Genomic DNA, 25,030 nt, shown 5'->3' on the forward strand with positions numbered 1-25,030 from the left:
GCCACCGGATCGGTATCCTTGGGCCTGCTCACCGGGAGAAAACCGACATGCTCGACGGCGTCTCGCTCGACCAGTTGCGGACTTTCCTCGCGGCCGCCGATGAGGGCAGCTTCTCCGCCGCCGCCCGGCGGCTGCGGCGCACCCAGTCGGCGGTCAGCGAAGCCATCGCGACGCTCGAGGCCCAGCTCGCGGTGACGCTGTTCGACCGGAGCGCCCGCTATCCGCGGCTGACGCGGGAGGGCACGGTGCTGCTCGCCGATGCGCGGGGTATCGTCGCCGGCGTCGACGGCATGAAGGCGCGCGCCCGCGGCATTTCCGGCGGGCTGGAGGCGGAACTCGCGGCGGTGATCGACGTGTTCTTTCCGATCAGCGTGATCGCCGAGGTCGCCCGCGACTTCCGCGACCAGTTTCCGGCGACGCCGCTGCGGCTCTATGTCGAGGCGCTCGGCGGTACGGTGCAGCCCCTCATCGAAGGCCGGGCGAGCTTCAGCCTCGTCGTGTCCCTGCCGACCCTTCCCGCCGGGCTGGTGGCCGAACGGGTGACCAGCGTCGATTTCGTCATGGTCGCCAGCGCCGACCACCCACTCGCGGCCCATGCCGGGCCGATTCCGCGCGAGGAACTGGCGCGCCACGTTCAGCTCGTGCTGACCGACCGGACCAGCCATTCGCAGGGCCGCGAGTTCGGCGTCATGTCACCCGCGACCTGGCGGCTCGCCGACCTGTTCGCCAAGCACGCCTTTCTCATTAGCGGGCTCGGCTGGGGCGGGATGCCGCTCCATGCCGTCGCCAAGGACATTGCCGAGGGACGGCTGGTGCGGCTGATGATCGAGGACGCGCCCGGCGAAGGGCTGAAATTACCCATGTCCGCCGTCTACCGCAGCGCCGCCCCGCCCGGCCCCGCCGGCCGCTGGATGATCGACCGCATGAAACGGTGCCCGAGCGAAGCGTCCGCCGCATCGTCGGTTGACAGACCAGAAAGTGTGTCGTAGACGTAAATACATAAATGAGGATTGGTGATGCCGACCAGTACGCGATTTGCTGTCGCCGTCCATGTCCTGACGGCCCTTGCTGTCAGCGGAGGGAAGCCGCTGCGTTCCGAGGATCTGGCCTATTCGGCGAATACGGGGGCGGTCGTCGTCCGGGGGCTGCTGTCCCGCCTGAGCAATGCGGGACTGACACGCTCGCAGCTCGGGGCCGGCGGCGGCGCCCTGTTGGCAAAGCCGGCCGAGAAGATCAGGCTGCTCGATGTCTATGAAGCTGTCGAGGATACCGAACTGTTTTCAATGCACAGGACACCGCCCTGCGAAAACTGCGCTGTGGGCGGCAACATCCTTGAGGCCATACGGCCAAGCTTGTCGCGGGCCCGGCAAGCGCTCGAGGATGAACTCGCCAGCACCACCATCGCCGACATCGCGGCCGAGGTCGCCCGGCTCGGCAAGTTCTCTATTCCGCTCGTCTGGTAATCGTTTTGCCTTTAAATGTCATTAAGGCAACGACACACATTCATTTAAGTTCCGCTGCGGCCTGAAAGCGACAGCGAGAGACCGTCCAACCTTCGGGGCACTGACGGCTGCCATCCTCCCAAGTCCTCCACTCATAAGGAAACCATCATGAGCATTGGTATCATCGGCGCCGGCGCCCTCGGCGCCAACTTCGCTCGGGCCCTTGCCAGTAAGGGGATCTCGGCCACGATCTCGAACAGCCGCGGACCGCAATCGCTGACCGCCCTGGTGCAGGAACTTGGCTCCTCCATAAAGGCAGGCACCGTGGAAGAAGCGGCTAGCGCCGACATTGTCCTGGCGGCTGTGCGCTGGGTCGACGCAGGCAAGGTGTTCGGCGCGTTGCCGGCCTGGAACGGACGGATCGTCATCGACGCCACCAACCCGGTGGAATTCATCGATCCGAATTCACCCGATGCGACCGACCCCAGTAACCCCCTCGCGGCCTATGGCATCAAGGCCGTGGATCTGGGGGACAAGCACTCGAGCGAGGTCTTCCGCCAGTACGTTCCGGGCGCTCGGGTCGTCAAGGCGTTCAATCACCTGGACATCAACGTCTTGAATGAGCCCGAGGCGTCGGGTGGCACGCGCGTGCTGTTCTATTCAGGCGATGACGCCGCCGCAAAGGCCGAGGTTCGCGCGATCATCGAGGCCATCGGCTTCTTCCCCGTCGACCTCGGTCCGCTCAATATCGGTGGGCCGCTGGCGTCGCTGCCCTTCGGCTCCCTGTCCGCCCACCAGTTTATCAGGATCTAGCTATCCTCAGCAGGCCGTAGGTCGTCCGTTTAGGTCTTGAAGCGCCTTGGCAGAGCCTATCGCGCTTCAAGAAGGACGGCATGATCCGCGAGGCTAAAACGCTGCTGACCGACACATTCTAGCTTCGGAACCGCTACGCGGCTCCGAAGCCGCATTTGTTGAAAACACGGTTCAATCGGCAAAACTGCATCTCATTTGGAGAAGCGAGTGGTGATGCCCACGCGGATGCGCGCATGGAGCGTGGCCTGCCGGTGGAGCGTCAGGGCTCCCTGAGCCGCTGAACGTCGCCGAGGAATTCGTCAGCCTCTTCGCTGCTATGCCGTAGCGGGAGATGCCGGACGTCGTCACGGCGTCAAAGCCCACCGCCTCTTGCCCATATACTCCCGGCAGTATATCCAGCCATGGATAGCGCGCTCATGCGCGGCTGGGTGGTGCCCGATGCCTCATTCGCCGGACGATAAGAGACGTGCCCTGACGCGGCTGCGGCGGATCAGGGGGCAGGCCGAGGCACTCGAGCGGGCGGTCGAGGTCGGCACGGATTGCCGCCCGCTGCTGCAGCAGATCGCGGCGCTGCGCGGCGCCGTCGGCGGCTTGATGGCCGAGGTGCTGGAAAGCCATCTGCGCGAGACCTTCGGACCGGGCTCGCCTGGCCACCAGCCCGGCCCGTTCGATGGCGAGCTGGACGAGATCACCACCATCCTGCGCACCTATCTGAAATAGCCGCTCCTTCGCAGCGGCCGACCAAACCAGAACGAGGGAAAGACCATGAAATCGCGTGCTGCCGTTGCCTGGGAAGCCAAGAAGCCGCTGACCATCGAGACCATCGAGATCGGCGGGCCGAAGCCCGGCGAGGTTCTGGTCGAGATCATGGCGACCGGCGTGTGCCACACCGATGCCTACACGCTGGATGGGCTGGATTCCGAGGGCAAGTTCCCCGCCATTCTCGGCCATGAGGGCGCGGGCATCGTGCGCGAGGTCGGCGCGGGCGTGACCTCGCTCAAGGTCGGCGACCATGTCATTCCGCTCTACACGCCGGAATGCCGGAGCTGCAAAACCTGCCTGTCGCAGCGCTCGAACCTCTGCACCTCGATCCGCGCCACGCAGGGCCAGGGCCTGATGCCCGACCGCACGACCCGCTTCTCCTGCGAGTCGGTCGGCAGCCGGGGCAGTGAGATCTTCCACTATATGGGCTGCTCGACCTTCTCGAACTTCACCGTGCTGCCGGAGATCGCCCTCGCCAAGGTGCGCGAGGACGCTCCTTTCGACAAGATCTGCTACATCGGCTGCGGTGTCACCACCGGCATCGGCGCGGTGGTCTATACCGGCAAGGTGTGGCCGGGCGCGAACGTCGTGGTGTTCGGCCTCGGCGGCATCGGCCTCAACGTGATCCAGGGCGCCCGCATGGTCGGCGCCGACAAGATCATCGGCGTGGACATCAACCCCGCCAAGGTCGCGATGGCCAAGAAGTTCGGCATGACCGACTTCATCAACCCGCTAGATGTCGGCAACGACAAGGTGGTCTCGGCGATCCAGGATCTCACCGATGGCGGCGCGGACTTCACCTTCGACTGCACCGGCAATGTGAACGTCATGCGCCAGGCGCTGGAAGCCTGCCATCGCGGCTGGGGCACCTCCATCGTCATCGGCGTCGCCCCGGCGGGCGCGGAAATCGCCACCCGTCCGTTCCAGCTTGTCACCGGCCGCAACTGGCGGGGTTCCGCCTTCGGCGGCGCGCGCGGGCGCACCGACGTGCCGAAGATCGTCGACTGGTACATGGAGGGCAAGATCAACATCGATGATCTCATCACCCACACCATGCCGCTCGACGAGATCAACACCGCCTTCGACCTGATGCATGAAGGCAAGTCGATCCGCTCCGTGGTGATCTACTGATGAGCGCGCTGGAGACCATCTCGACCGCGCGCTCGCATGGCGGCGTGCAGGGCGTCTACCGCCACCAATCGGCGGTGACGGGCACGCCCATGACCTTCGCGGTCTTCGTCCCCCCGCAGGCCGCTAGCGGGCCAGTACCGGTGCTGTGGTATCTCTCGGGCCTCACCTGCACCCATGCCAATGTCATGGAGAAGGGCGAGTACCGCGCGGCGGCGGCGGCCCATGGCGTCATCATCGTCACGCCGGACACCAGCCCGCGCGGCGAGGATGTGCCGGATGAGAAGGATAATTGGCAGTTCGGGTCGGGCGCGGGCTTCTATGTCGACGCGACGCAGGCGCCCTATGCCGCGAACTACCGGATGTATTCCTACATCGTCGAGGAACTCACCGCGCTGATCGCGGCGGAGTTTCCCGCCGATATGGGCCGGCAGGGCATTTTCGGTCACTCCATGGGCGGCCATGGCGCGCTGACCATGGCGCTGAAGCACCCGGACCGGTTCAGGAGCTGCTCGGCCTTCGCCCCCATCGTCGAGCCGAGCACAGCGGACTGGTCGCGCCCGGCGCTGGAGAAGTATCTCGGCGCGGACACGGCGGCGTGGCGGGCCTATGACGCAGTGGCGCTGATCGAGGATGGCCGGCGCTTCCCGGAATTCCTGGTCGATCAGGGCGGGGCCGATCCGTTCCTGAAGACCGGCCTGCGGCCCGAGCTTCTGGCGCAGGCGTGCCAGAAGGCCGGCATCCCCCTCACGCTGAACCTGCGCGAGGGCTACGACCATTCCTACTTCTTCATCTCCACCTTCATGGCCGACCACATCGCCTGGCACGCTGCCCGCCTCGGCCGGTGAGACGACGGGCTGCCCGCAGCCCGTCTGACTAAATGCTGGGGAACAAGGCCCGCCGTCCTCACCCGACGGCGGCGGCGCCGTGTTCTTCGAGCGACTCGACGTCGATGGCGTGGCCGGCCCGCTCGCGCTTGGCGATGAGGTAGCGCACATTCTCCGCGCCGCGCCGGCCATAGACGTTGCGCAGATCGACCACCTGCAGGCCCGAGCGGCGCATCGTGTCGGCCTTTTCGGGATTGTTGGTCATCAGCACCACCTGCCAGTAGCCGAGCTGGCGCAGCATGGCGGCGGCGAACTCGAAGCGGCGGCCGTCAAGGTCGAAGCCCAGCGTCTCGTCCGCCTCATAGGTGTCCATGCCCTCATGCTGCAGCTTGTAGGCACGGATCTTGTTGGCGATGCCGTTGCCGCGCCCCTCCTGATCGAGATAGAGCAGCACCCCGCCGCCGGCCTTGGCCATCGCCGCCACCGTACCGCGCAGCTGGTCGCCGCAATCGCAGCGCAGCGAGCCGAACAGGTCGCCGGTGAGGCAGGCCGAATGCAGGCGGACCATCACCGGCGTCGCCGGGTCCGGCGTGCCGACGATGATCGCCACCTGGTCGCGCATGCCCTCGCCGCCGCGAAACACCACGAACTCCGCGTTGCGCGCCGCGAGCAGCGGCACCGGCGCGCGCGAGACGATACGGATGTCGCTCGACAGTCGCTGGTCGAAGGTCGCCAGCGCCTCCGCCCGCACCGTCACCGCCGGCAGCATGTCGGCCGAGGCCTCGGACAGCGGCGCCAGCAGCATGGCAGGCAGCAGCAAGGCGAGGCGGGCAAGCTCCAGCGCGGGCGCGGCCGGAGCGTCAACCGGCAGAAGCTCTTCCTCAACCTGCGCGCCGCGCTCGCAAGCGAGCGCCATCACCCGCGCGCCATCGAGCCCGGCAAGGGCGATGCCGCGCGGGCCGTCAACCTCGCCCTGGCCGAGGGCGCGCAGCCGCGCGGGCGTGAGCACGAGACACGCCTTGTCGCCGCCAATGCGGAGCATGGCCGACAGCAGCGCCGGCGAGGCCAATTCGGCAGCCACCGCCATGGCGAAATGGCCTTCCGCCTCGACCACGACCGGGCGTCCGGCGCGCAGCTCGGCCAGAGCGCGCTCGACCGCCGTCTGTGAAACGTCGCCGAACAAGTCGAGAATTCCAGTCGCCGCGAGCTCAGTCGCTGCCGTTGCGGAAATCGCCATTGGACACTCGCTTTCTCTGCACCATTTTGGAGCGTGAAACGTAGTTGGTTACGAGCATCACACCGGAATGGACCAACTCCGCTCCTGTCGAGAGATGAATTAGAGCGATCTTCCCGCAGCGAAAGACCACGCATGGATCAATTCCGAACGCTGTCCGATCCGCCCTACGCCCTCTATGAGCCGATGCTGCGCCATCGCGGCCCGGAGCCCTTCGTCATTGCGCAGCTCGGCCAATCGCTGGATGGGCGCATCGCCACGCCCACCGGAAAGTCCCGCGATATCAACGGTTTCTCAGGGCTCGACCATCTCCACCGGCTGCGCGCCTCGGTCGATGCCGTCGTCGTCGGCGTCGGTACGGTGGTGGCGGATGATCCCCAGCTGAGTACCCGCCGGGTCAAGGGCCGCAGCCCGACGCGGGTCATCATCGACCGCGAGGGGCGCTCCTCGCGCAGCGCGAAATGGCTCGGCTGCGATGGCTGCCGCCGGATCGTGTTCTCCGACAATGCGGAAGGTTGGCCGGCCGAAGTGGAGCGGATCGGCGGGGACGGCTCGCCAGACGCCTTCAGCCCCGCTTTCATCGTCGCCGCGCTGGCCGCGCGCGGTCATCACACAATTCTGATCGAGGGCGGCGCCTCCACCATCTCGCGCTTCATCGATGCGCGGCGGGTCGACCGGCTGCACATCTGTCTCGCGCCGATCATTCTCGGCTCGGGACGGCCCGGGCTTCAGCTTCGCCCGATTGACGAGCTGACCGACGCGCTGCGCCCGCGTGCCAATGCCTATGTGCTTGCCGACGGCAATGTGCTCTATGATTGTGACCTAAGGTCACCGGCGCGGGGAGACACGCATGCCACCGACTGAGGGCGCGGAGAGGGCGGGCCGCTACGGCTTCCCCGCCCGGCTGCTGCACTGGCTGGTCGCCGCCTTCGTCATCATCCTCGTGCCGCTCGGCCTCTACATGACGGCGCGCGGCGAGGCGACGAATTTCGACGCGGTCACCGGCGACCTCTACAGCCTGCACAAGCTCCTCGGCTTCATCGTCATCTGGCTGATCGCTCTGCGGCTTCTGGTACGCCTCACCCGCCGCCCGCCGGCACCGGTCGCGACGCTGACACCGCTGGAACGCGTGGTCTCCGGCGTGGTGCACGCACTACTCTATCTGCTGCTGATCATCGTGCCGCTGCTCGGTTGGGCGGGGGTGTCGGCCTATCCGGCGCTGAACGTGTTCGGCCTGTTCGATCTGCCGGCCATGCTCGGCCCCGACGAGCCGCTCGCCAAGCGCCTGTTCGACGCCCATGGCCTGCTCGCCAAGCTGCTTGGGCTGCTGGCGCTTCTCCACATCGCCGCCGCGCTGATGCACCGCTTCGTCAAGAAGGACGGGGTGATGCGGCGCATGTGGCCGCTCACCTGACCGCTCACGGGACGGCGAAGACGTCGGTATGACCGACGACCATATCTTCGGCGCCCTGCCGCTCCCGTACCCACGCATCGAGCGCGCCCGCAAGGTCCGGCGCGATCTCGCGCGCGGCCGCGGCGAAACCCTGCGTGGTCGCGGCGATCAGTCCCGCCTCGCGCCGCGTCAGCCGCCACGGGCTATCGCCGGACCAGCAGCGGTAATCCCGCGCCGCGAGCATCTGCAGCAGCGCATCGCCCGAGTCAGGCCCGAGCGCCGGGCCGAAGCCCTTGTCCCCGCGCTGGTGGCGGTTGAAGGCGGAGACCACCCGCGCGTCGAGCGGACCGCGCGGCGACCATTCGGCGATACCGTCATAGTTCAGCACGGCATAGAGCGGCACGCGGTCCTCAGTGCAGGCCGCGACCAGTTGCTCCAGCCAGGGACCGGACACCAGATCGAACAGCGCCGCGGCGGTGACGATATCGGCGCCCATCGCCGCGAAATGCAGGTCGCGGCGCGTCAGGTCGACATCCTCGACGGTGATGATGATCTCGCGCCCGTCCTTGACGATCCGAAGGCGCTCGCCGGCCTCCCGCGCCTCATCCGCCCAGTCCGCCAGTACGCGCCGGGCCTCGATAAGCAGCGCCGGATCACCATCGACGAGGTGCCAGTGCTGGCGCGCCGGCAGCAGCGGCGCCATGGCGCGCAGATTGGAGCCGGTGCCGCAGCCGAGATCGACGACCGTGACCGTCTCCCGTGCCGCGAAATGCGCCTTGAGCTGCGCCGCCACGCCCACATCGCGGGAGGCATGGTCGATCGGCTCGCGCAAAGCGAGCCATTCCGGGTCGAACCCGCTCATCGCGCTATCTCCTGCATGATTTTGAGGATGAGGGCGGCACTGTCCGGCCAGCGTGGCAGACGCTGTGCCGCCGCCCAGGCCGTGTCCGCCAGTTCACGCCGCAGCGCGGGCGTCGCCATGGCCCGCCGCAGCGCCGCCGCAAGGCGCGCGGCATCAGCAGGCGGGGCAAGGATCGCCGTGCCGGGCGGCAGGGTCTGGGGAATAGCCCCGCCCTCGGTCGCCACCACCGGCAGGCCGCGCGCGATGGCCTCGGTGAGGCCCATGCCATAGCCCTCGAACAGCGAGGAACAGACGAAGAGATCGGCCGCGTGGAATTCCGCCGCCAGCGCGGCCTCGTCCAGCGCGCCGGCAAGGCGCACGCGCCCGGCCAGCCCATGGGCCTCGATGGCGCCCTGCACCGCCCGCGCCTCTGCCGGGTCGCGGTCCAGCGCGCCGACAATGGCGCAGCTCCAGTCGACATCAGCCAGGGTGGCGAGCGCGTCCACCAGCACGCCATAGGCCTTGCGCGGGATGACGGCACCCACCGCCAAGAGCCGCAGCGGCGTACCGGTTCCCGTGGAACGGGGCGCGGGATCGGTGCCGGGTACGGCGACGGTGATGCGCTCGCGCAGCACGTCATAATCGCGCGCCAGTAATTCCGCCGTCGCCGGGCTGGTGACGATGACGGCGTCGACTTCGGCCAGTGCTGCCCGCTCGCTGGCGACGAACCGCGCCTGCGTCGGCCCATCCAGCCCCGCCTCCAGTGCCAGCGGGTGATGAACCAGCGCCGCCAGCGGGCGGCCAAGCCCGCGCAATAACGCGGCGGGCATCGCGCCAAGCGCCAGCCCGTCGATCAGTACCGGCTCACCCACCGGGCGGGCGCAGAGGCGGGCAGCGCTTTCCCTCAGCGCGTCATCGGTGGGAAAGGGAAAGCCTCCGGGCAGCGCGAGATGGCTCGCATCGCCGCCCGCCCGGCGGATTTCCGCGAGGATGCGCCGGTCATAGGCGTAGCCCCCGGTTGGCAGGGTGATGTCCCCGGGAATGGCGAAGGCGAAGCCGGTCAACAGCGCGCCCCTCAGCCGACCGCGCCTTCAAAGCTGGCACGGGCAAGGTCGGTCTCGTGCAGGGTGACCTGGATCCTGGCGAGACCCGTCCCGTCCTCCCCCAGCGCGCCCTCGCGCGCAGCCTTGGCAACCGCGTCGAAGATGTACTTGGCGAGAAACTCGGTGGTGGTGAGGATGCCGGCAAATTGCGGGAGATCATCGAGGTTGCGATAGGCGAGCGGCTGCAGCACCGCTTTGAGCACATCGAGCGCCGCACCGATATCGACCACCACGTTCTGCGTCGTCAGCTCGGGCCGGAAGAACGCCACGTCGACCACGAAGGTCGCCCCGTGCATGTTCTGCGCGGGACCAAAGAACGGGTCGGGCAGCGAATGGGCGATCATGATGCGATCGCGGACTTCGACACTGAACATTCCAGCCTCTCAGGGATAATCGAGAAGGATCGCCAGAGCGTCCTCCCCGCCAGACATGAGGCCCAGCAACTGCGCCGGGGCCTCGGAAAACGGGACGACATGCGTGATCAGCCGATCAAAGCGCGCATCGTCCAGGAGAGAGAGCGCCTTGCCGAGCCGTCGGGCGTGCGGCCAGCGCGGACGCCGTGACGGGGATACGGCGCCGACCTGCGAGCCGATCAGTTGCAGCCGCCGGCTGTGAAAGCTTTCGCCGAGCGCGACGGGGGTGGAGCGGCTGCCATACCAGCTCACCTCGACAATGCGGGCCTCGAAACCGCCGGCCGCCAGCGCGGTGCGCAGCCCGCCAGCGCTGGCGCTGGTGTGGAAAACCACATCGGCCTGATCGTCCACCTCATCGGCCTGCGCGAAACGCGCCCCGAAGGCCTCCGCCAACGTCGCCCGCTCGGGGCGCAGATCGGTGAGCGTGACCTCAGCGCCGGGGAGCCCGGCACAAAGAGCGGTGAGCAGAAGGCCGATCACCCCGCCGCCGACGATCACGATCCGGTCACCCGGCCCGGCGCCGGAGTCCCACACCGCGTTGAGCGCCGTCTCCATATTGGCCGCCAGCGTCGCCCGCCGGGGCGGGATGCGCGCGGGCACTTCCACCACGGCGGAGGCCGGCAGGCGAAAGACATCCTGATGCGGATGCAGCGCGAAAACGAGCCGCCCCTGAAGCTCCGCCGGGCCGTCCTCGACCCGGCCGACGCTCTGGTAGCCATACTGCACCGGGAAGGGGAAATCCCCGCGCTGGAAGGGCGCGCGCATCCTCTGGTGCTCGCTTTGAGGCACCTCGCCCTTCAGCACGAGGCTTTCCGTGCCCCGGCTGACGGCGGAGGCGATGGCGCGCACGGTGATGCTGTCCGCGCCGCCCTCAAGCTCGGCGGGGATCAGTTCATAGCGCCCCGGCGCGGTACACCAGAGCTGGCGGGAAAGCGGATAAGGTGGCGTCATCGCGCGGCGAACTCCTGTTCCGATACCTGTCTAGCAGCCGGGACGGCGCGGCGGTGGGCAACAAGCGCGTGAACCGCCCGAACGACACGACGTATAAAGCCGCACGCAGACGGGACGCCGAGAGGGGCGTTCCGGTTCCCTCAGCCGGGTGACCGCATGAGCCTGAACGACGAGTTGGCCGCCGACCTGCCGCGCTACGCCGATGCCGAAAGGGCCGCCCCTGCCGCCGTGGGCCTCACGCCCGCCGGCATCCAGTCCACCCGCCTTCTGCTCCGCCGGCGCCTGCTGGTGGCGGGACTGAACATCGCGACCTTCGCCGGGCTCGTCACCCTGTTCGCCCATCTGCTCGGCACTGGCGGCTTCACCACACTGGACATCTTGCTGCTGCTGGCCTTCTGCGTCTCGACGCCGTGGACCATTCTCGGCTTCTGGAACGCAGTGATCGGCCTGTGGCTGCTGCACGGCCCGACGGATGCGCGCCGCGCGGTCTATCCTTACGCCGCCGGGGCGGAGGATGGGCCGATCACCAGCCGCGTCGCCGTATTGATGACGCTGCGCAACGAGGATCCCGAGCGCGCGCTCGCCCGGCTGAAGCAGATGCGCGCGGAGATCGGGGCCACCGGCCAGGGCGCGCATTTCGCCTGGTTCGTGCTGTCCGACACGACGCGGCCGGAGATCGCCGCCGCCGAGGAGGAGCTGTTCGCCGCGTGGCGCCGCGAGGCCGGCGAGGACGCTCGCCTCACCTATCGCCGCCGGCACGAGAATAGCGGCTTCAAGGCCGGCAATATCCGCGACTTTCTGGAGCGCTGGGGCCATGAGCACGAACTGATGCTGACCCTCGACGCCGACAGCTTCCTCGGCCCCGAGGCGGTGCTGCGGCTGGTGCGGGTGATGCAGGCCCATCCGCGCCTCGGCATCCTGCAGAGCCTCGTCGTCGGCATGCCCTCGCACGCCGCCTTCGCCCGCATCTTCCAGTTCGGCATGCGCCACGGCATGCGCTCCTACACCATGGGCGCCTCATGGTGGGCGGGCGATTGTGGGCCCTATTGGGGGCATAACGCGGTCATCCGCATCGCTCCGTTCAAGGCGCATTGCCACCTGCCCGTCCTGTCAGGCAATGGCCCGCTCAGCGGCTGCATCCTGTCGCATGACCAGATCGAGGCCGTGCTGATGCGCCGCGCGGGTTACGAGGTCCGCGTGCTCCCCGAGGAGATGGAGAGCTATGAGGAGAACCCGCCGCACCTCACCGAATTTACCCGGCGCGACCTGCGCTGGTGCCAGGGCAACATGCAGTACTGGCGCCTGCTGGCCATGCCCGGCCTCAAGCCGATGAGCCGCTTCCAGATCGCCTGGGCGATCCTGATGTATCTCGGCGCCGTGGCGTGGATCGCCTTCATGGTGCTGGCGACGCTGAAAGTGTTCGACACCGAGCTCTATAACGAGCCCTTCCCGGCAACGCTCGGTCTCACGCTGTTCGCTCTCACCTTCGCCATGAGCCTCGCGCCCAAGGCAGCCGGCCTGATTGACGTGCTGCTGCGAGCCGAGGAACGCCGGCGCTATGGCGGGGCGGGACGGCTCATCGGCGGCGCGTTCACCGAATTCCTGTTCGGTGTGCTGCTCGGCCCCGTCGTCGCCTTCCGCATCGCGCTGTTCATGGTCGGGCTGGTCTTCGGGCGCACCATCACCTGGGATGCGCAGGCGCGCGACGCTGTGCGGCTGTCCTGGCAGACGGCCTTCGCCGGGCTGTGGCCGCAGCTCGTCTTCGGCCTCGCCATGGGAACGGTGCTCTATGTCTACGCGCCCGGTGCGCTGATCTGGGCGCTGCCGGCGCTGATCGGCCTTGTCGGCGCGGTCCCCTTCGCCGTCCTCACCGCCGATCCGACGCTCGGCCGCTGGCTGATGCGCCGGGGCGTCTGCGCCATCCCCGAGGACATCGCCATGCCCGCCAGCCTCGCGGCACTGACCGGCGCCGGCAAGGCAGGCTGAGCGCGGCGCCGGCCTGACGCTCTCCCGATTCACTCTCGCGCAGCTCATGGAAGCGGCGGCGGCAACACCCTGTCGCCGCCGCCGCGCGTTTCGCGCCATGCCTCGACACGCGCTGCTCCTACTGAATATTTCTCTTTGTTTCTTGATCGTTTTATTGAATTTTGAAAAACTCTAATCGAATAGATTCCAGCATTAACTTACCTTCTACAATATTGTTCTGATGTTTTGCCGATGATAACCACGCCCCCAGCCAGATATCGCCGCCCGTTAACTGACGTAGCGGCAAGACGCAGGGGCAAAAATCATGAATCGCGACCGTCTCGCACCGATCTCCACCGTGGCGCTGGCACTCGCGCTGCTGGCCGGCAGCGCTCCCGCCCTCGCTCAAACCGCAAAACCGGCTAGCAGTAACGGCACCGTGGCGCTCGATACGATCGAGGTCGAGGCGGATAGCGGCGAGGATGAGACGGACGGCTATGTCGCCCGCACCACCACCGCCGGCACCAAGACCGACGCGCCGATCGCCACCACGCCGGTGTCGATCTCGGTCGTCACCAGCGACCAGATCGAGGCGCAGGGCTCGCAGACCGTGCAGGAGGCGCTGCGCTACGAGGCGGGCGTGATCGCCGATGCGCGCCCCGGCAACCGCTATGACAGCATCATCATGCGGGGCTTCGGCGGCTTTGGCGGCAATGCCAATTACGTACAGTTCTGGGACGGGCTGCGCCTGTTCAAGGGCCTGAACTACGCCGTGCCGAGCGTCGACCCCTATCTGCTCAGCTCCATCAATGTGGTGCGCGGGCCGATGTCCTCGATCTACGGCCAGACCAATCCCGGCGGCAGCATCGACCTCGTCAGCAAGTGGCCGGACCCCAAGGCGCAGAACGAGATCATCGCCGGCATCGGCTCCTATGGCGAGCTGGAACTCGGCGCCGACCTCAACGGCAAGCTCAACGCCGACGGATCGGCGCTCTACCGCCTCATCATGCTCGGTCGCCGCACGGAGACTGACTCCGAGGGCTCGGAAGGCGAGCGCCTCCTCATCGCGCCGATGGCCTCGTTCGAGCTGAACGAGAACACCCGCGTGCAGGTGCAGGCGACCTATGAGCGCGACCCGGAGAGCTACTACTCCACCTGGCTGCCCGCGCTCGGCACGCTGCAGGCGAACCCGAACGGCCAGATTCCACGCGACTTCTCGCCCAATGCCGATTCCTATTCCGGCTTCGACCGCACGCAGTGGAGCCTCGGCTACCGCATCGAGCATGACGTCGACACTGTGTGGACGCTGCGCCAGAACTTCCGCTATCTCAACGTCGAGACCGATTTCAAGGCGCTCTCGGCGGTCGCCTCGTCCAGCGTGTGGCGCGCCGCGTCCGGCTGCGGCGGCGTCTCCTATCTGTGCATGGGCTTCTCGCCCTCGCGCTACATCGAGACCCTTGAGGGCGTGACGCTCGACAATCAGGCGCAGGCCGAGTTCGCCACCGGTGATGTCACCCACACGCTGCTGATCGGCACCGACCTGCAATATTACGATGCGGAATCCACCTACGGCACCGGCTCGACCGTCTATGTGAACTATCTGAACCCGGTCTGGCCGAGCATCAGCTCGCCCGCGCTCACCACCCAGCAGACCGCGGACCGCACGCAGGTCGGCGTCTACGCGCAGGACCAGCTCACCTATGGCAACTGGCACGCCCTGCTCGGCATCCGCGAGGATTACCTGACCGGCACCACCGCGACCGAGACGCTCGCGACCGGCAAGACGGTGAGCTACGACAGCGACAACAGCGCCTTCACCTATCGCGGCGGCCTGCTCTACCAGTTCGACAACGGCATCGCGCCCTATGTCAGCTACGCCACCTCGTTCGATCCGGTCATGGGCACCGGCTATGGCGGCGTGCCGTTCGACCCGACCACGGCGCAGCAGTTCGAGGCCGGCGTGAAGTACCAGCCGACCACTTTCAACGGCCTGTTCACCGTCTCCTACTTCGACCTCGTGCAGCAGAACGTGCTGACCACCGACACGGCGCACACCAGCACCAACACGGCGGTAACGCTGTGCAGCAGCTCGACCTGCCAGACCCAGACCGGCGAGGTGGAATCGAAGGGCCTTGAGATCACCGGCAAGGCGGAAATCCTGCCCGGCCTCAATGTGATGATCTCCTACGCCTATACCGACGCCGTGGTGACCCAGAGCAATGTCGCCGGCGTCGAGGGCAAGGCTCCCGTGGGCGTGCCGCGCAACGCCGCCTCGGCCTGGGCCGACTACACCTGGAGCACCGGCACGCTGAAGGGCCTGACCGTGGGCGGCGGCGCGCGCTATGTCGGCGAGACCTATGGCGACCAGACCAACACGGCGGCGATGATCGTGCCGGATCGCGTGCTGTTCGACGCCGCCGTGCATTACGACTTCGGCGGCAAGCCGGGCGGGGACGATGGCTGGCGCCTGTCGGTCACCGCCACCAACCTTGCGGACAAGTACTACGTCTCAGCCTGCGCCTCGGCCTACCAGTGCTTCATCGGGACCGGCCGCACCGTGCTCGCCACCCTCGCCTATCACTGGTGAGGGCGGCGTGGGCCTCGCCTTCATGGAACCACCTCCCTACCACCGGGTTGCCCTGCGGAGCACCGGAACGGGAGGGGGTCATGGCGCGCTGGAAATGGATCGTTCAGCAGATCACGCGGCGCCTCTGGTTCCGCGCGACCCTGATCGGCATGGTCGGCATCCTGACCGCGGGGCTCGCCGCCATCGCCGAACGCTACATCCCCTGGGAGCTGCCGGGATCCATTGGCGCTGACGCCGTGGACAGCATCCTCGACATCATCGCCTCCTCCATGCTGGCCGTCACCACCTTCTCGCTGAGCGTGATGACCACCGCCTATGGTTCGGCCACCAGCAATGTCACGCCGCGCGCCACCCGCCTGCTGATGGAAGACCGCACCGCGCAAAACGTGCTTTCCACCTTCATCGGCTCCTTCCTGTTCAGCATTGTCGGCATCGTCGTGCTGAAAGCCGGCGCCTATGGCGAACGCGGGCGCGTCGTCCTGTTCATCGTCACCATCGGCGTCATCGCCCTGATCGTGGTCTCGCTGCTGCGCTGGATCGATCATCTCACCCATTTCGGCCGTGTCGGCGAGACCACCGACCGCGTCGAGCGGGCGACCCGGGAGGCCCTCGACGCCCGGCTCGCCGCGCCCGGCCTTGGCGGCACGCCGCAGCACGGGGCGGAGCATGCGATACCGCATAAGGCGGCGCCCGTGCCGGCGCGCGCCATCGGCTATGTCCAGTTCGTCGATGTCGGCGCGCTGGCAAGCCTTGCCGAGGCATATGACGCGGACATTCATGTCGCCGCCCTGCCCGGCAGCTTCGTCTATCTGGACTCTCCCCTCGCCTGGATCGCCCCGCCTCGGCTGGCAGCATGCGAGCCGGAGGAAAAGCAGGAGGACGAGGACGAAGCGGTTCCCACGCAGGTGCGCGAAGCCTTCTCCATCGGTAGCGAACGCAGCTTTGACCAGGATCCACGCTTCGGCCTCGCGGTCATGAGCGAGATCGCCTCACGCGCTCTCTCGCCGGGCGTGAACGATCCCGGCACGGCCATTGATGTCATCGGCCGAACCACGCGCCTGCTCTGCCGGTGGGCGGATGGCCAAGCACCGCAAGAGCCGCGCTGGCCGCGCGTGCACGTGCCGGTCCTCGCCGCCGATGACCTGTTCGAGGATGGCTTCATGCTGATCGCCCGCGACGGCGCCGGGCTGATCGAGGTCCAGCTTCGCCTGCGCAAGGCGCTCATGGCGCTGGAGCGCATGGGCGATGCGAGCTTCCGCGCGGCGGCCCGGCATCAGGCGGAGCTGGCGCTCGCCCGCGCGCAGACGGCGCTGTCGCTGGAGGCGGACCGCCAGCGGCTCGCCGATCTCGCCGCTGGCAGCCGCTGAGCCTCAGCCGGCCGTATCGGTCAGCGACGTCCGCGCTTCGCGCTGCGCCGCACGCAGGAAGGCGGCGAGGAAGATGACGCTCATCACCAGCACGATGGTCGGCGCGGGGGCGCTGTCGAGGAAGAAGGACAGATAGACCCCGGTGAGCGCTCCTCCCACAGCCACCGCCAGCGCGGTCAGCAGCATCGCCCCGAAGCGGCGCGTCAGCAGGAAGGCGATGGCGCCCGGCGCGATGAGCAGGGCGATGGCGAGGATCAGTCCCACCGCCTTGAGCGCGCCGACAATGGTCAGCGAGACGAGGCAGAGCAGCCCGTAATGCAACCAGCCGACCGGCAGCCCGATGGCGCGCGCCTGCGCCGGATCGAAGGCGTGCAGCAGGAAGTCCTTCCACTTCACCCCGATCACCAGCGCCACCAGCGCGGCGATCACGCCGGTCTCGATAATGTCCGCCAGCGAAATGCCCAGCATGTCGCCGAACAATATGTGGTCGAGATGCACCTCGGACTGGATCTTCACATAGAGCACCAGCCCGGCGCCGAACATGCCGGCGAAGACGATGCCCATCACCGTGTCCTGCTTGATGCGGCTATTGTCCTTGAGATAGCCGGTCGCCACCGCGCAGAACATGCCGGCGATGAAGGCGCCGATGGCGAGCGGGATGCCGGCGATATAGGCCAGCACCACGCCGGGAAACACCGCGTGCGAGATGGCGTCGCCCATGAGCGACCAGCCCTTCAGCACCAGAAAGCAGGAGAGCAGCGCCATCGGCACCGCCACCAGCGCGGAGATCACCAGTGCCTTGACCATGAAATCGAACTGGAAGGGCGCGGCAAGCGTCGCCAGAAGGTCAATGCTCACGACGCCACCTCCCCCTCGCGCAGCGCCTGCGCCGCCCGCCGGCGGGCGGCGAGCAGGCCATGCTTGGGCGCGAAGACGAAGGCGGCGAGGAACAGCGCGGTTTGCAGCACCACGATGATGCCGCCCGTCGCCCCGTCGAGAAAATAGCTGATATAGGCGCCAACAAAGCTCGTCACCGCGCCGATGGCCACCGCCAGCACGAGCAGGCGCGGGAAGCGGTCGGTCAGCAGATAGGCGGTCGCGCCGGGCGTCACCACGAGGCAGATGACGAGGAAGGCGCCCACCGTCTGCAACGCCGCCACCGTCGAGGCCGACAGCAAGGTGAAGAACATCACCTTGAGCGCCGTCGCCTTCAGCCCGATGGAGCGCGCATGCGCCTCGTCGAAGAACACCGCGACGAGATCCTTCCAGGTCGCCAGCAGCAGCACCAGCGATACGCCGCCGATGATGACGAGCTGGAGCGTATCCTCCGGCGTGATCGCCAGGATGTTGCCGAGCACGATGGTCTGGATGTTCACCGAGGTCGGCGACAGCGAGACCATGAACAGGCCGAGCGCGAAGAAGGACGAGAAGATCAGCCCGATCACCGCATCCTCGCGCAGCTTGGTGCGCTGGCTGAGGAACAGCATCGCCGCCGCCGCAAGGCCGCCGGAGAAGAAGGCGCCGAGGGCGAAGGGCAGGCCGAGCATATAGGCACCGGCGACGCCCGGCACGATGGCGTGCGAGAGCGCGTCGCCGATCAGCGACCAGCCTTTGAGCATGAGGTAGCAGGACAGGAACGCGCACACCGCCCCGACCAGCGCCGAGACCCACATGGCATTGCGCATATATTCATAGGAGAACGGCTCGGCGAGCAGCGCCATCATGGCGTCTTCCCCGGCCTGGGCCCCGCGCCGTCACGGTTCTTGTGCTCCATCGCGCCATCCTCGCCATAGAACACCAGCGGGCGTTCATCGTCGGTCAGCACGGCGAGGCGGCGGCGGTCGTCATCATCGTGCAGCCCGGCCCCGCCCAGCACGAAATGGCGCAGCACGCCGCCGAAGGTCTTCTCCAGATTGGCCTGGGTGAACACCGTGGCCGTCGGCCCGTGGGTGAGCACCGTGCCCTTGATGAGCACCGTGCGGTCGCAGAATTCCGGCACACTGCCGAGATTGTGGGTCGAGACCAGCATCACCCGCCCCTCGTCGCGCAGCGCCCGCAGCAGCGCGATGATGGTCTCCTCGGTGGTCACGTCGACGCCGGTGAAGGGCTCGTCGAGCAGGATCACGCGGGCATCCTGCGCCAGCGCGCGGGCGAGAAACACGCGCTTCTTCTGCCCGCCGGAGAGCTCGCCGATCTGCCGCTTGCGCAACGCTTCCATGCCGACGCGGGCGAGCGCGGTATCCACCGCCGCCCGGTCGGCGGCGCGGGGAATGCGCAGGAAGCCCATATGGCCGTAGCGCCCCATCATCACCACGTCCTCGACGAGGACGGGGAAGTTCCAGTCGACTTCCTCGGCCTGCGGCACATAGGCGACGAGGTTGGATTTCAGCGCCTCGCTCACGCTGCCGCCGAGGATGGTGATCTCGCCGGCGGCGACGGGCACGAAGCCCATGATGGCCTTGAACAGCGTCGACTTGCCCGAACCGTTCACCCCGACCAGCGCGGTGATGGTGCCGGCGGGAATGGCGAAGCTCGCCGCCCGCAGCGCCGTGTGGCCATTGCGATAGGTGACGGTGACGTCCCGCACGCGAAGCCCGGCATCCTCGGCCCTGGCGAGGGGGCTGACAGCCCCCGCTTCCATCTTCATTGGGAAACCCCGTCCGCAAGTCCCTTGGCAATCGTCGCGGATGTTACGCGCAGAAGGTCGAGATAGGTCGGCACCGGTCCATCCGCCTCGCTCAAGGAATCGACATAGAGCACGCCGCCATAATGCGCCCCGGTCTCACGCGCGACCTGCCGCGCCGGCTTGTCGGAGACGGTGCTTTCGCTGAACACGGCGGGGATCTTGTTCGCGCGCACCGCGTCGATCACCCGGCGCACCTGCTGCGGGGTGCCCTGCTGGTCGGCATTGATCGGCCAGAGATAGAGCTCCTTCAGCCCGTAATCGCGGGCGAGATAGGAAAACGCCCCCTCGCTCGTCACCAGCCAGCGCTTCTCCACCGGGATGGTGTCGAGCTGCGCGCGGATCGGCGCGGCGGCCTGCGCGATCGTCGCCTTATAGGCGGCGGCGTTGGCCGTGTAGGTGTCGGCATTGGCGGGGTCGTACTTCACCAGCGCGTCGCGGATGTTGTCGACATAGCGGGCGGCATTGTCCGGCGACATCCAGGCATGCGGGTTGGGCTTGCCGCTATAGGGCCCCTCGCTGATGCTCATGGGCTCGATACCATCCGAGACGACGACGCTCGGCACGCCCTTCAGGTTCTGGAAGAAGCGCTGGAACCAGGTTTCGAGATTGAGCCCGTTCCACAGGATGAGCTGCGCGCCCTGCGCGCGCTGGAGATCGCCCGGCGTCGGGGCGTAATTGTGGATCTCGGCGCCCGGCTTGGTGATCGATTCCACCACCGCCGCGTCGCCCGCCACGTTGCGGGCCATGTCGGCGATGATGGTGAAGGTCGTCACCACCTTGAATTTCGGGGCTCCCGCGTCCTGCGCGCGCGCCGCATCGGCGCCGAGCGCCCAGCCGCTCAGCACCAGACCTCCGGCCGCCATCAACGCCAGAACGCGCCGCCGGCTGCGCCCTGCCGGTCGCCCCACCTCACCCTGCGCTTCGCGTGCGATCATCACCACCCTGCTCCTGCGAATGAGTTGCAAGAGCACTCTACGCGAACCGACCCAAGACGCAATTGCGAATTAATTGCAATTGCGTGATCGAATGGCCACGCAGATGGGGAGGCGCCGACATAAGAATGCATCGCAGCGGTATAATATTCATCCAATCGCGCTGACGAACAGCGTTAGGATTACGTGGCTTGGCTTCATGATCCCGCCGCCGCGCTCCAAGCATCAAGGTCGACCATGCAGGGGATTCCCGCGTTGACGACATTATCGCCGCAGATAATCTACGAAGACGATGACATGGCCCTGCTTTGGCACCCGCACGCAGAGGCCGCCGGGCTGATCATAACATTCACGCCGCTGATGAAGGTAGCGCCGAGCCCGCTGGTCGGCTGGGGACAGTCGGTGGTGCCGCGGTTTGGCGCCTCCGGCTTGTACTTCGTCTCGAAGTGGAACCATTGGTGGCAGGTGCCGGGCCTGCCGCAGGCTTTACGGATCGCCGTCGAGCGGGCGCGCGACTTTGACCGCGTGACCACCTACGGCACCAGCATGGGCGGCTACGGCGCGCTCAGCTTCTCGGGCGCCCTCGGTGCGACCACCATCCTGTCCATGTCGCCGCAATTCTCGATCGACCGGCGCAAGGTGCCGTTCGAGCGCCGCTGGCAACATCACGCGCGCAAGCTCGGCTTCGAGCATGACAGCCTGAACGAAGGGCTGGCCGCGGATGCGCGGATCATCATGGTTTACGACTCGATGAACGACGATGCCAAGCATGCGGCACTCGTCGATGCGCCGGCGGCCCACCATCTGCGCATCCCGTTTATCGGCCACGGCACGCCGGACTACCTCAGCAGGATCGGAACCCTGAAGACATTGCTCCGCGCCGCCATAGACGGCACTGACCCGGAAATCTTGCTCACCAAGGAGTCACGGCGTGAGGAGGCCCATTACTGGAAGAACCTCGCCGAGGCGGCCTACCGCCGGGGTCGCCGACCACTCGCAGCGCGCCTGTATGAGCGCGCGCACGCGTTGAGTCCGCGCAGCTTCGGCATTGCCTACCGCACGGCACGCCTTCTGGAACTCAATGGCGAGCGCGAAGCGGCAGGGCTTCAGTACCTTGCCGCCTCACGCCTGCACAGAACCGAGCCGAGCTGCCGGGTGCGGGCCCTGCGCAACCTTTACATCAGCCTGCGGCGCCACGCGGCCGCAGGCGAGTTGGCCGACGCGGAACGGCTGCTCGCTTTGGCCGGCGAAATCGAGACCGATGCCGATCAGCTGGCGCGCTATCGGCGCTTCATCGCGCGTCAGCGGGCCCATGCGGCTTAAGCTCCTTGCCGCGCTACTCCTTGGCACGCTCGCCATCAGCGGAGCCAATGCCGAACGGGCGGCTACGGTCCCGGAACCGCGCGATGCGCGATGGCTGTCACTTGCGAGGGCACGCGGAGAGGCGCTCGACCGGCACACCGGAAAGATCGTCATACTCGGCGACTCTCTCGCCGCGCGCTTCCCCCGTGAGGTCCAGCGCGATGCCTTCGGGGAGAGTTTCATCAATCTTGGCATCAGCGGCGACCGGACGGACAACCTGCTCGCGCGCCTGCCGCTCTACGATTTAGCCAGGGCGCAGCCGCGCGTGGTTATCCTCATCGTCGGTACCAACAATTTGCGCGTCGATGACACGCCGGAGGAGATCGTGGCGGGAATTCTCGCCGCCGTGGACACGGTCCGTCGCCAGACCCCCGCCCCCCTCATCGTGTCGGAAATTCTGCCGCGCGGGCGCGACCTTGCGTTCCGAGCGGACGAAATTGCCGCCATCAATGCTCGGCTGACTGAAGCGGCTGGCGCACGGGGATTCATTCTCCTGCACGCAAATGCGCCGATCGCGGCGGCGGCGGGAAACCAAGGCAGGGGCGCCATCTTCGTGGACACCGTCCATCTGACGCCGCAGGGCTACCGCGTGCTGGCCGATGAGATCCGCGCGGTGATGCCTCGCGGCGGCGCCAACCCGCCAGTCGACACGCCGACGCCGTAAGCCGGCCGCCTCACTTCCACAGGTCCAGGAAGCGCTCCCCGGCAGCCTCGAGGCTGGGATAAGGATCGCCGGCCGGATCGGCGGGCGGCACGATCACCGTCGTCTCCTGACAGCCGGCGAGATACCAGCGATGCGCCTCGCCGGTCGCCTTGTCGGTGGCCAGCTGGGTGAAGATGCCATCCTTCTGCTCGATCGGCCCGAGGATCAGCCCGGGCGTCACCTCACCCTTGAGTTCATAGGGAGGAGAGCAGTACTCGGCGCGGAAATAGTCCTCCGCAAGTTCCGGCGCGGCCTTGCCGAGCTTCTTGTTGACCCAGTCCTCACGCTTCCAGTTCTCCCAGCGGGTCTGGCCGAATTCGCGGGTCCAGTAGGTCCGCTCCATCTGCCCGCTGCGTCCCGGCGCAAGGCCTGCCCGGTCCGCCTGCGAATAGGGGTGGGAGATGATGGCATTCAGCTTTTGCCCGTTGGTGAAAGTAAAGTCACCGCGCGTCCACAGCGCGAGGATGCGGTTGGGATAGGCGGCGGGGCACGGATCGCCCGGCCGGGACAGGTCGAGCAACTGGCCCCGCTTCTCGAACACCTTGAAGCCGACCTCGCCATTGGCGAGATTGCGGTAATCGGCCAGCACCCAGTTGCGGTAATAGCGCTCGGAGGAGGCGGGATCGGCGTCGCAGCTCGGCGTCACGCCGCCACCATAACGGCCGCCCTCCGCCCCGCGCGTCCACATGCCCATGATGAACGCGTAGCGGTCATCGAACCAGCGGACCGAGAGATAGGCCGTCACCCATGGATCGCCGCTCACGCAGGGCTTCCGGTCGATGGTGACGAAGCCGACCACGCGCTCGCGATTGTTGCGTGTGAACGGCACGTTGTCGCGGAAGGTCTGGCGCGCGTCGCATCTCAGGGGCACACCGGCCGCCGCGAGATGGTAGGGAACCCGCTCGCCCTCGCGAATGTCGCGGTGCTCGGTGCAGCGCGGATCACCCGGCGCGACGCCCGGCCTCACCGCGCCCGTCGCGTCGAGGCAGACGTCCTGGATCATGTAGTCGCGCATGTCGACAGGCTCGGCCCGCGCCGGCAGGGCCGCGCCGAGGGCAAGCGCAATCAGGCCCGCGCGCCCGAGGCTCAAAACAGCCCCTCGGGAATGTCGTCGAGGCACAGGCTCCAGCGGTCCGTCCGGGGCAACTGCGGCTCAAGCCAAGCGTGATACTCATAGCCGAGCGCGAGCGCGAGGCGCGCATAGTTGAAACGCAGCGCGTAGCTGCCATCCATGATCGGCAGCAATTCGACGACGCGCGTTCCTTCGCGGCAGAACATCAGATGCGAGAGCCCCGCACCATGCGGCGCCACGATGGTTGTCGCCCGCGACGCCAGCGCGATCTGCTGCCAGAGCGGCATCTGCGACATGAGCACGATGCCATAGTCGCGCTGTCGAAGGGTCGCCTCGACCTCGGCCTCGTTGGCGAGAGGCCGGCGGGCGCTGTCGCGGCGGGAAATATAGATCCGCTCGGGACAGGAAAAGCCGGCCGCCGCCGCCATCTCGCTGGCACGGGCAGCCATGCGCTCGAACAGGCCGCCGGTCAGCCGCCAGTGTCGCAGCCCTGCGAGCCCGACCGAGGGGACGACAAGCCGGCGCACGAAAACGGTGCCGGAGATCGGGACGACAACGGTGTCGGACAGGCCCGCGAACTCCATGCTCTCGCGCTCGAAGTGCGGACCATGCGCGCCGATCAGCACCGGCAGGTTCTGCTGCGGTCCGAGCAAAGCGAGATGCGGGAGGATGTCGACCAGCCAGTGATAGATGCCACGCGTTCCGCGCAGGGCCGGCAGTGCCACATCGAAATTGGGACATGCGGCGCGATCAACGCGCAGCATGGGACGCCCCGTCGTCACGACAATGGAGCCGTCCTCGGTCCATATCTGGCCGGTCGGATCGACGAAGACATTATGGTACTCGCTCACGCCCGGTTCATGAGGCTCGGTCAGTCGGCGCAGGAAGCGATCCCGCGCAAGACTGAGGCCGGCCACGTGCTTGGGATCGACCGCGCTGGAGCCGGTGATGGCGACGCGTCCCAGCGCGCGGTCGGCGAGTCCCGGCGGGGGCTGGAAAGCAAAACTGGACTGCAGCGGCTCGACTTCCGGCCCTTCCAGCGTGCGGAGCGCATCGCGGATGGTGTCAGCCAAGGCCCCGTCATGGCGGGCATAGGCGAGCACCTTGCGGGCCTGCTGCCCGTAGCGATGATGCGCGGTTACGCTGTCCTTGGTCGACAGCACACGCCAGGCATCGGCGGGGCGGCCGAACTTCAGCAACGGGCGGATGGCGGCATAACGTAGTTCCGGTCGCAGCGGCAGGCGCTCGGCCACATCAAGGGTCCGGGCGAGCTCCGTGTCGTCACCGGCCTCCAGCGCCGCCTCTATACGCACCGGTATCAGCGCCGGCCGGTTGGCGAGGGCCTCGACATCGGCTGTGTCGGTGAGAACGTCGCCCCAACGGCGGTCCGCCGCATGGGCCAGCACGTTCTTGACGGACTGCTTTCTTGCCATCCACTGCAGCATCTTC

The 25,030-nt window shown here is 67.4% G+C and carries 24 protein-coding genes; 13 read left to right on the forward strand and 11 right to left on the reverse strand.

The window, feature by feature from the left end:
- The first annotated feature begins 47 nt into the window (after positions 1-47).
- The 6 genes from OU996_RS19270 (at position 48) to fghA (ending at position 4,993) form a co-directional block, all read left to right on the forward strand.
- Positions 48-989 (forward strand): LysR family transcriptional regulator, encoded by a 942-nt coding sequence (locus OU996_RS19270; protein WP_267583199.1) that lies wholly within the window; start codon positions 48-50, stop codon positions 987-989.
- Between the two features lie 27 nt (positions 990-1,016).
- The gene (locus OU996_RS19275) at positions 1,017-1,463 is read left to right on the forward strand and encodes an Rrf2 family transcriptional regulator (RefSeq protein ID WP_267583200.1); all 447 of its coding nucleotides are present in this window, start codon (positions 1,017-1,019) and stop codon (positions 1,461-1,463) included.
- Between the two features lie 147 nt (positions 1,464-1,610).
- Complete coding sequence (locus OU996_RS19280; RefSeq protein ID WP_267583201.1) at positions 1,611-2,255, forward strand: NADPH-dependent F420 reductase; 645 nt, start codon at positions 1,611-1,613, stop codon at positions 2,253-2,255.
- A gap of 438 nt (positions 2,256-2,693) precedes the next feature.
- The gene (locus tag OU996_RS19285; RefSeq protein ID WP_267583202.1) at positions 2,694-2,975 is read left to right on the forward strand and encodes a metal-sensing transcriptional repressor; all 282 of its coding nucleotides are present in this window, start codon (positions 2,694-2,696) and stop codon (positions 2,973-2,975) included.
- A 45-nt stretch (positions 2,976-3,020) separates the two neighbouring features.
- Positions 3,021-4,148, forward strand: a complete 1,128-nt coding sequence (locus OU996_RS19290; protein ID WP_267583203.1) for an S-(hydroxymethyl)glutathione dehydrogenase/class III alcohol dehydrogenase — start codon at positions 3,021-3,023, stop codon at positions 4,146-4,148.
- Positions 4,149-4,156: 8 nt separating this feature from the next.
- Entirely contained in the window at positions 4,157-4,993 is an 837-nt protein-coding gene (gene fghA / locus OU996_RS19295; protein ID WP_267585764.1) for an S-formylglutathione hydrolase, read from the forward strand.
- Between the two features lie 58 nt (positions 4,994-5,051).
- On the opposite strand, the gene ribA is transcribed toward fghA, so the two are convergent.
- Positions 5,052-6,209, reverse strand: a complete 1,158-nt coding sequence (ribA, locus tag OU996_RS19300; protein WP_267583204.1) for a GTP cyclohydrolase II RibA — start codon at positions 6,207-6,209, stop codon at positions 5,052-5,054.
- 132 nt (positions 6,210-6,341) lie between these two features.
- On the opposite strand from ribA, the gene OU996_RS19305 reads away from it, so the two are divergent.
- Positions 6,342-7,070, forward strand: a complete 729-nt coding sequence (locus OU996_RS19305; protein ID WP_267583205.1) for a RibD family protein — start codon at positions 6,342-6,344, stop codon at positions 7,068-7,070.
- Positions 7,057-7,620, forward strand: coding sequence for a cytochrome b (locus tag OU996_RS19310; RefSeq protein WP_267583206.1), 564 nt, complete (start codon positions 7,057-7,059; stop codon positions 7,618-7,620). The genes OU996_RS19305 and OU996_RS19310 overlap by 14 nt, the downstream gene beginning before the upstream one ends.
- 4 nt (positions 7,621-7,624) lie before the next feature.
- Here the strand turns inward: OU996_RS19310 and OU996_RS19315 are convergent, their stop codons facing one another.
- From OU996_RS19315 to OU996_RS19330, 4 genes are read right to left on the reverse strand one after another with little or no spacing between them, the layout of a single operon-like run.
- Complete coding sequence (locus OU996_RS19315) at positions 7,625-8,461, reverse strand: class I SAM-dependent methyltransferase (protein ID WP_267583207.1); 837 nt, start codon at positions 8,459-8,461, stop codon at positions 7,625-7,627.
- The gene (locus OU996_RS19320; protein WP_267583208.1) at positions 8,458-9,504 is read right to left on the reverse strand and encodes a glycosyltransferase family 4 protein; all 1,047 of its coding nucleotides are present in this window, start codon (positions 9,502-9,504) and stop codon (positions 8,458-8,460) included. Before OU996_RS19320 ends, OU996_RS19315 begins: the two co-directional genes overlap by 4 nt.
- A gap of 11 nt (positions 9,505-9,515) precedes the next feature.
- Positions 9,516-9,917 (reverse strand): 6-pyruvoyl trahydropterin synthase family protein, encoded by a 402-nt coding sequence (locus OU996_RS19325; protein WP_267583209.1) that lies wholly within the window; start codon positions 9,915-9,917, stop codon positions 9,516-9,518.
- Between the two features lie 9 nt (positions 9,918-9,926).
- Positions 9,927-10,907 carry a zinc-dependent alcohol dehydrogenase gene (locus tag OU996_RS19330; protein ID WP_267583210.1) on the reverse strand — a complete coding sequence of 327 codons (981 nt, stop codon included), beginning with the start codon at positions 10,905-10,907 and terminating at the stop codon, positions 9,927-9,929.
- A 156-nt stretch (positions 10,908-11,063) separates the two neighbouring features.
- On the opposite strand from OU996_RS19330, the gene mdoH reads away from it, so the two are divergent.
- The 3 genes from mdoH to OU996_RS19345 all read left to right on the forward strand — a co-directional run bounded on the left by mdoH (position 11,064) and on the right by OU996_RS19345 (position 16,826).
- On the forward strand, positions 11,064-12,893 hold the full coding sequence (gene mdoH, locus OU996_RS19335) for a glucans biosynthesis glucosyltransferase MdoH (RefSeq protein WP_267583211.1): 1,830 nt from the start codon (positions 11,064-11,066) through the stop codon (positions 12,891-12,893).
- Positions 12,894-13,197: 304 nt separating this feature from the next.
- On the forward strand, positions 13,198-15,459 hold the full coding sequence (locus OU996_RS19340; protein WP_267583212.1) for a TonB-dependent siderophore receptor: 2,262 nt from the start codon (positions 13,198-13,200) through the stop codon (positions 15,457-15,459).
- Positions 15,460-15,539: 80 nt separating this feature from the next.
- Positions 15,540-16,826: a DUF2254 domain-containing protein gene (locus OU996_RS19345; protein ID WP_267583213.1), complete on the forward strand. Its 1,287-nt coding sequence runs from the start codon at positions 15,540-15,542 to the stop codon at positions 16,824-16,826.
- Positions 16,827-16,829: 3 nt separating this feature from the next.
- Here the strand turns inward: OU996_RS19345 and OU996_RS19350 are convergent, their stop codons facing one another.
- From OU996_RS19350 to OU996_RS19365, 4 genes are read right to left on the reverse strand one after another with little or no spacing between them, the layout of a single operon-like run.
- Positions 16,830-17,678, reverse strand: coding sequence for a metal ABC transporter permease (locus OU996_RS19350; protein ID WP_324290758.1), 849 nt, complete (start codon positions 17,676-17,678; stop codon positions 16,830-16,832).
- Positions 17,679-17,680: 2 nt separating this feature from the next.
- The gene (locus OU996_RS19355; protein ID WP_324290711.1) at positions 17,681-18,550 is read right to left on the reverse strand and encodes a metal ABC transporter permease; all 870 of its coding nucleotides are present in this window, start codon (positions 18,548-18,550) and stop codon (positions 17,681-17,683) included.
- On the reverse strand, positions 18,547-19,467 hold the full coding sequence (locus tag OU996_RS19360; protein ID WP_267585769.1) for a manganese/iron ABC transporter ATP-binding protein: 921 nt from the start codon (positions 19,465-19,467) through the stop codon (positions 18,547-18,549). The genes OU996_RS19355 and OU996_RS19360 overlap by 4 nt, the downstream gene beginning before the upstream one ends.
- Positions 19,468-19,469: 2 nt before the next feature.
- Complete coding sequence (locus OU996_RS19365; protein WP_267583214.1) at positions 19,470-20,447, reverse strand: metal ABC transporter substrate-binding protein; 978 nt, start codon at positions 20,445-20,447, stop codon at positions 19,470-19,472.
- A 294-nt stretch (positions 20,448-20,741) separates the two neighbouring features.
- Between OU996_RS19365 and OU996_RS19370 the strand changes: the two genes are divergently transcribed.
- Positions 20,742-21,767, forward strand: a complete 1,026-nt coding sequence (locus OU996_RS19370; RefSeq protein WP_267583215.1) for a tetratricopeptide repeat protein — start codon at positions 20,742-20,744, stop codon at positions 21,765-21,767.
- Entirely contained in the window at positions 21,757-22,470 is a 714-nt protein-coding gene (locus OU996_RS19375) for a GDSL-type esterase/lipase family protein (protein WP_267583216.1), read from the forward strand. Before OU996_RS19370 ends, OU996_RS19375 begins: the two co-directional genes overlap by 11 nt.
- A gap of 10 nt (positions 22,471-22,480) precedes the next feature.
- Here OU996_RS19375 and OU996_RS19380 read toward each other — a convergent pair whose 3' ends face one another.
- Complete coding sequence (locus OU996_RS19380; protein WP_267583217.1) at positions 22,481-23,599, reverse strand: hypothetical protein; 1,119 nt, start codon at positions 23,597-23,599, stop codon at positions 22,481-22,483.
- Entirely contained in the window at positions 23,596-25,014 is a 1,419-nt protein-coding gene (locus tag OU996_RS19385; RefSeq protein WP_267583218.1) for a glycosyltransferase family 61 protein, read from the reverse strand. Before OU996_RS19385 ends, OU996_RS19380 begins: the two co-directional genes overlap by 4 nt.
- Between the last annotated feature and the right edge of the window lie 16 nt (positions 25,015-25,030).

It is taken from the genome of Ancylobacter sp. SL191 (assembly GCF_026625645.1).
GTDB lineage: Bacteria > Pseudomonadota > Alphaproteobacteria > Rhizobiales > Xanthobacteraceae > Ancylobacter.

Bases quoted from the DNA above. Each gene is read 5' to 3' on its own strand.
- OU996_RS19270 (WP_267583199.1), top strand. From the start codon at position 48: ATGCTCGACGGCGTCTCGCTCGACCAGTTGCGGACTTTCCTCGCGGCC.
- OU996_RS19275 (WP_267583200.1), top strand. From the start codon at position 1,017: ATGCCGACCAGTACGCGATTTGCTGTCGCCGTCCATGTCCTGACGGCC.
- OU996_RS19280 (WP_267583201.1), top strand. From the start codon at position 1,611: ATGAGCATTGGTATCATCGGCGCCGGCGCCCTCGGCGCCAACTTCGCT.
- OU996_RS19285 (WP_267583202.1), top strand. From the start codon at position 2,694: ATGCCTCATTCGCCGGACGATAAGAGACGTGCCCTGACGCGGCTGCGG.
- OU996_RS19290 (WP_267583203.1), top strand. From the start codon at position 3,021: ATGAAATCGCGTGCTGCCGTTGCCTGGGAAGCCAAGAAGCCGCTGACC.
- ribA (WP_267583204.1), bottom strand. From the start codon at position 6,209: ATGGCGATTTCCGCAACGGCAGCGACTGAGCTCGCGGCGACTGGAATT.
- OU996_RS19305 (WP_267583205.1), top strand. From the start codon at position 6,342: ATGGATCAATTCCGAACGCTGTCCGATCCGCCCTACGCCCTCTATGAG.
- OU996_RS19310 (WP_267583206.1), top strand. From the start codon at position 7,057: ATGCCACCGACTGAGGGCGCGGAGAGGGCGGGCCGCTACGGCTTCCCC.
- OU996_RS19315 (WP_267583207.1), bottom strand. From the start codon at position 8,461: ATGAGCGGGTTCGACCCGGAATGGCTCGCTTTGCGCGAGCCGATCGAC.
- OU996_RS19325 (WP_267583209.1), bottom strand. From the start codon at position 9,917: ATGTTCAGTGTCGAAGTCCGCGATCGCATCATGATCGCCCATTCGCTG.
- OU996_RS19330 (WP_267583210.1), bottom strand. From the start codon at position 10,907: ATGACGCCACCTTATCCGCTTTCCCGCCAGCTCTGGTGTACCGCGCCG.
- mdoH (WP_267583211.1), top strand. From the start codon at position 11,064: ATGAGCCTGAACGACGAGTTGGCCGCCGACCTGCCGCGCTACGCCGAT.
- OU996_RS19340 (WP_267583212.1), top strand. From the start codon at position 13,198: ATGAATCGCGACCGTCTCGCACCGATCTCCACCGTGGCGCTGGCACTC.
- OU996_RS19345 (WP_267583213.1), top strand. From the start codon at position 15,540: ATGGCGCGCTGGAAATGGATCGTTCAGCAGATCACGCGGCGCCTCTGG.
- OU996_RS19355 (WP_324290711.1), bottom strand. From the start codon at position 18,550: ATGATGGCGCTGCTCGCCGAGCCGTTCTCCTATGAATATATGCGCAAT.
- OU996_RS19360 (WP_267585769.1), bottom strand. From the start codon at position 19,467: ATGGAAGCGGGGGCTGTCAGCCCCCTCGCCAGGGCCGAGGATGCCGGG.
- OU996_RS19365 (WP_267583214.1), bottom strand. From the start codon at position 20,447: ATGATCGCACGCGAAGCGCAGGGTGAGGTGGGGCGACCGGCAGGGCGC.
- OU996_RS19370 (WP_267583215.1), top strand. From the start codon at position 20,742: ATGGCCCTGCTTTGGCACCCGCACGCAGAGGCCGCCGGGCTGATCATA.
- OU996_RS19375 (WP_267583216.1), top strand. From the start codon at position 21,757: ATGCGGCTTAAGCTCCTTGCCGCGCTACTCCTTGGCACGCTCGCCATC.
- OU996_RS19385 (WP_267583218.1), bottom strand. From the start codon at position 25,014: ATGGCAAGAAAGCAGTCCGTCAAGAACGTGCTGGCCCATGCGGCGGAC.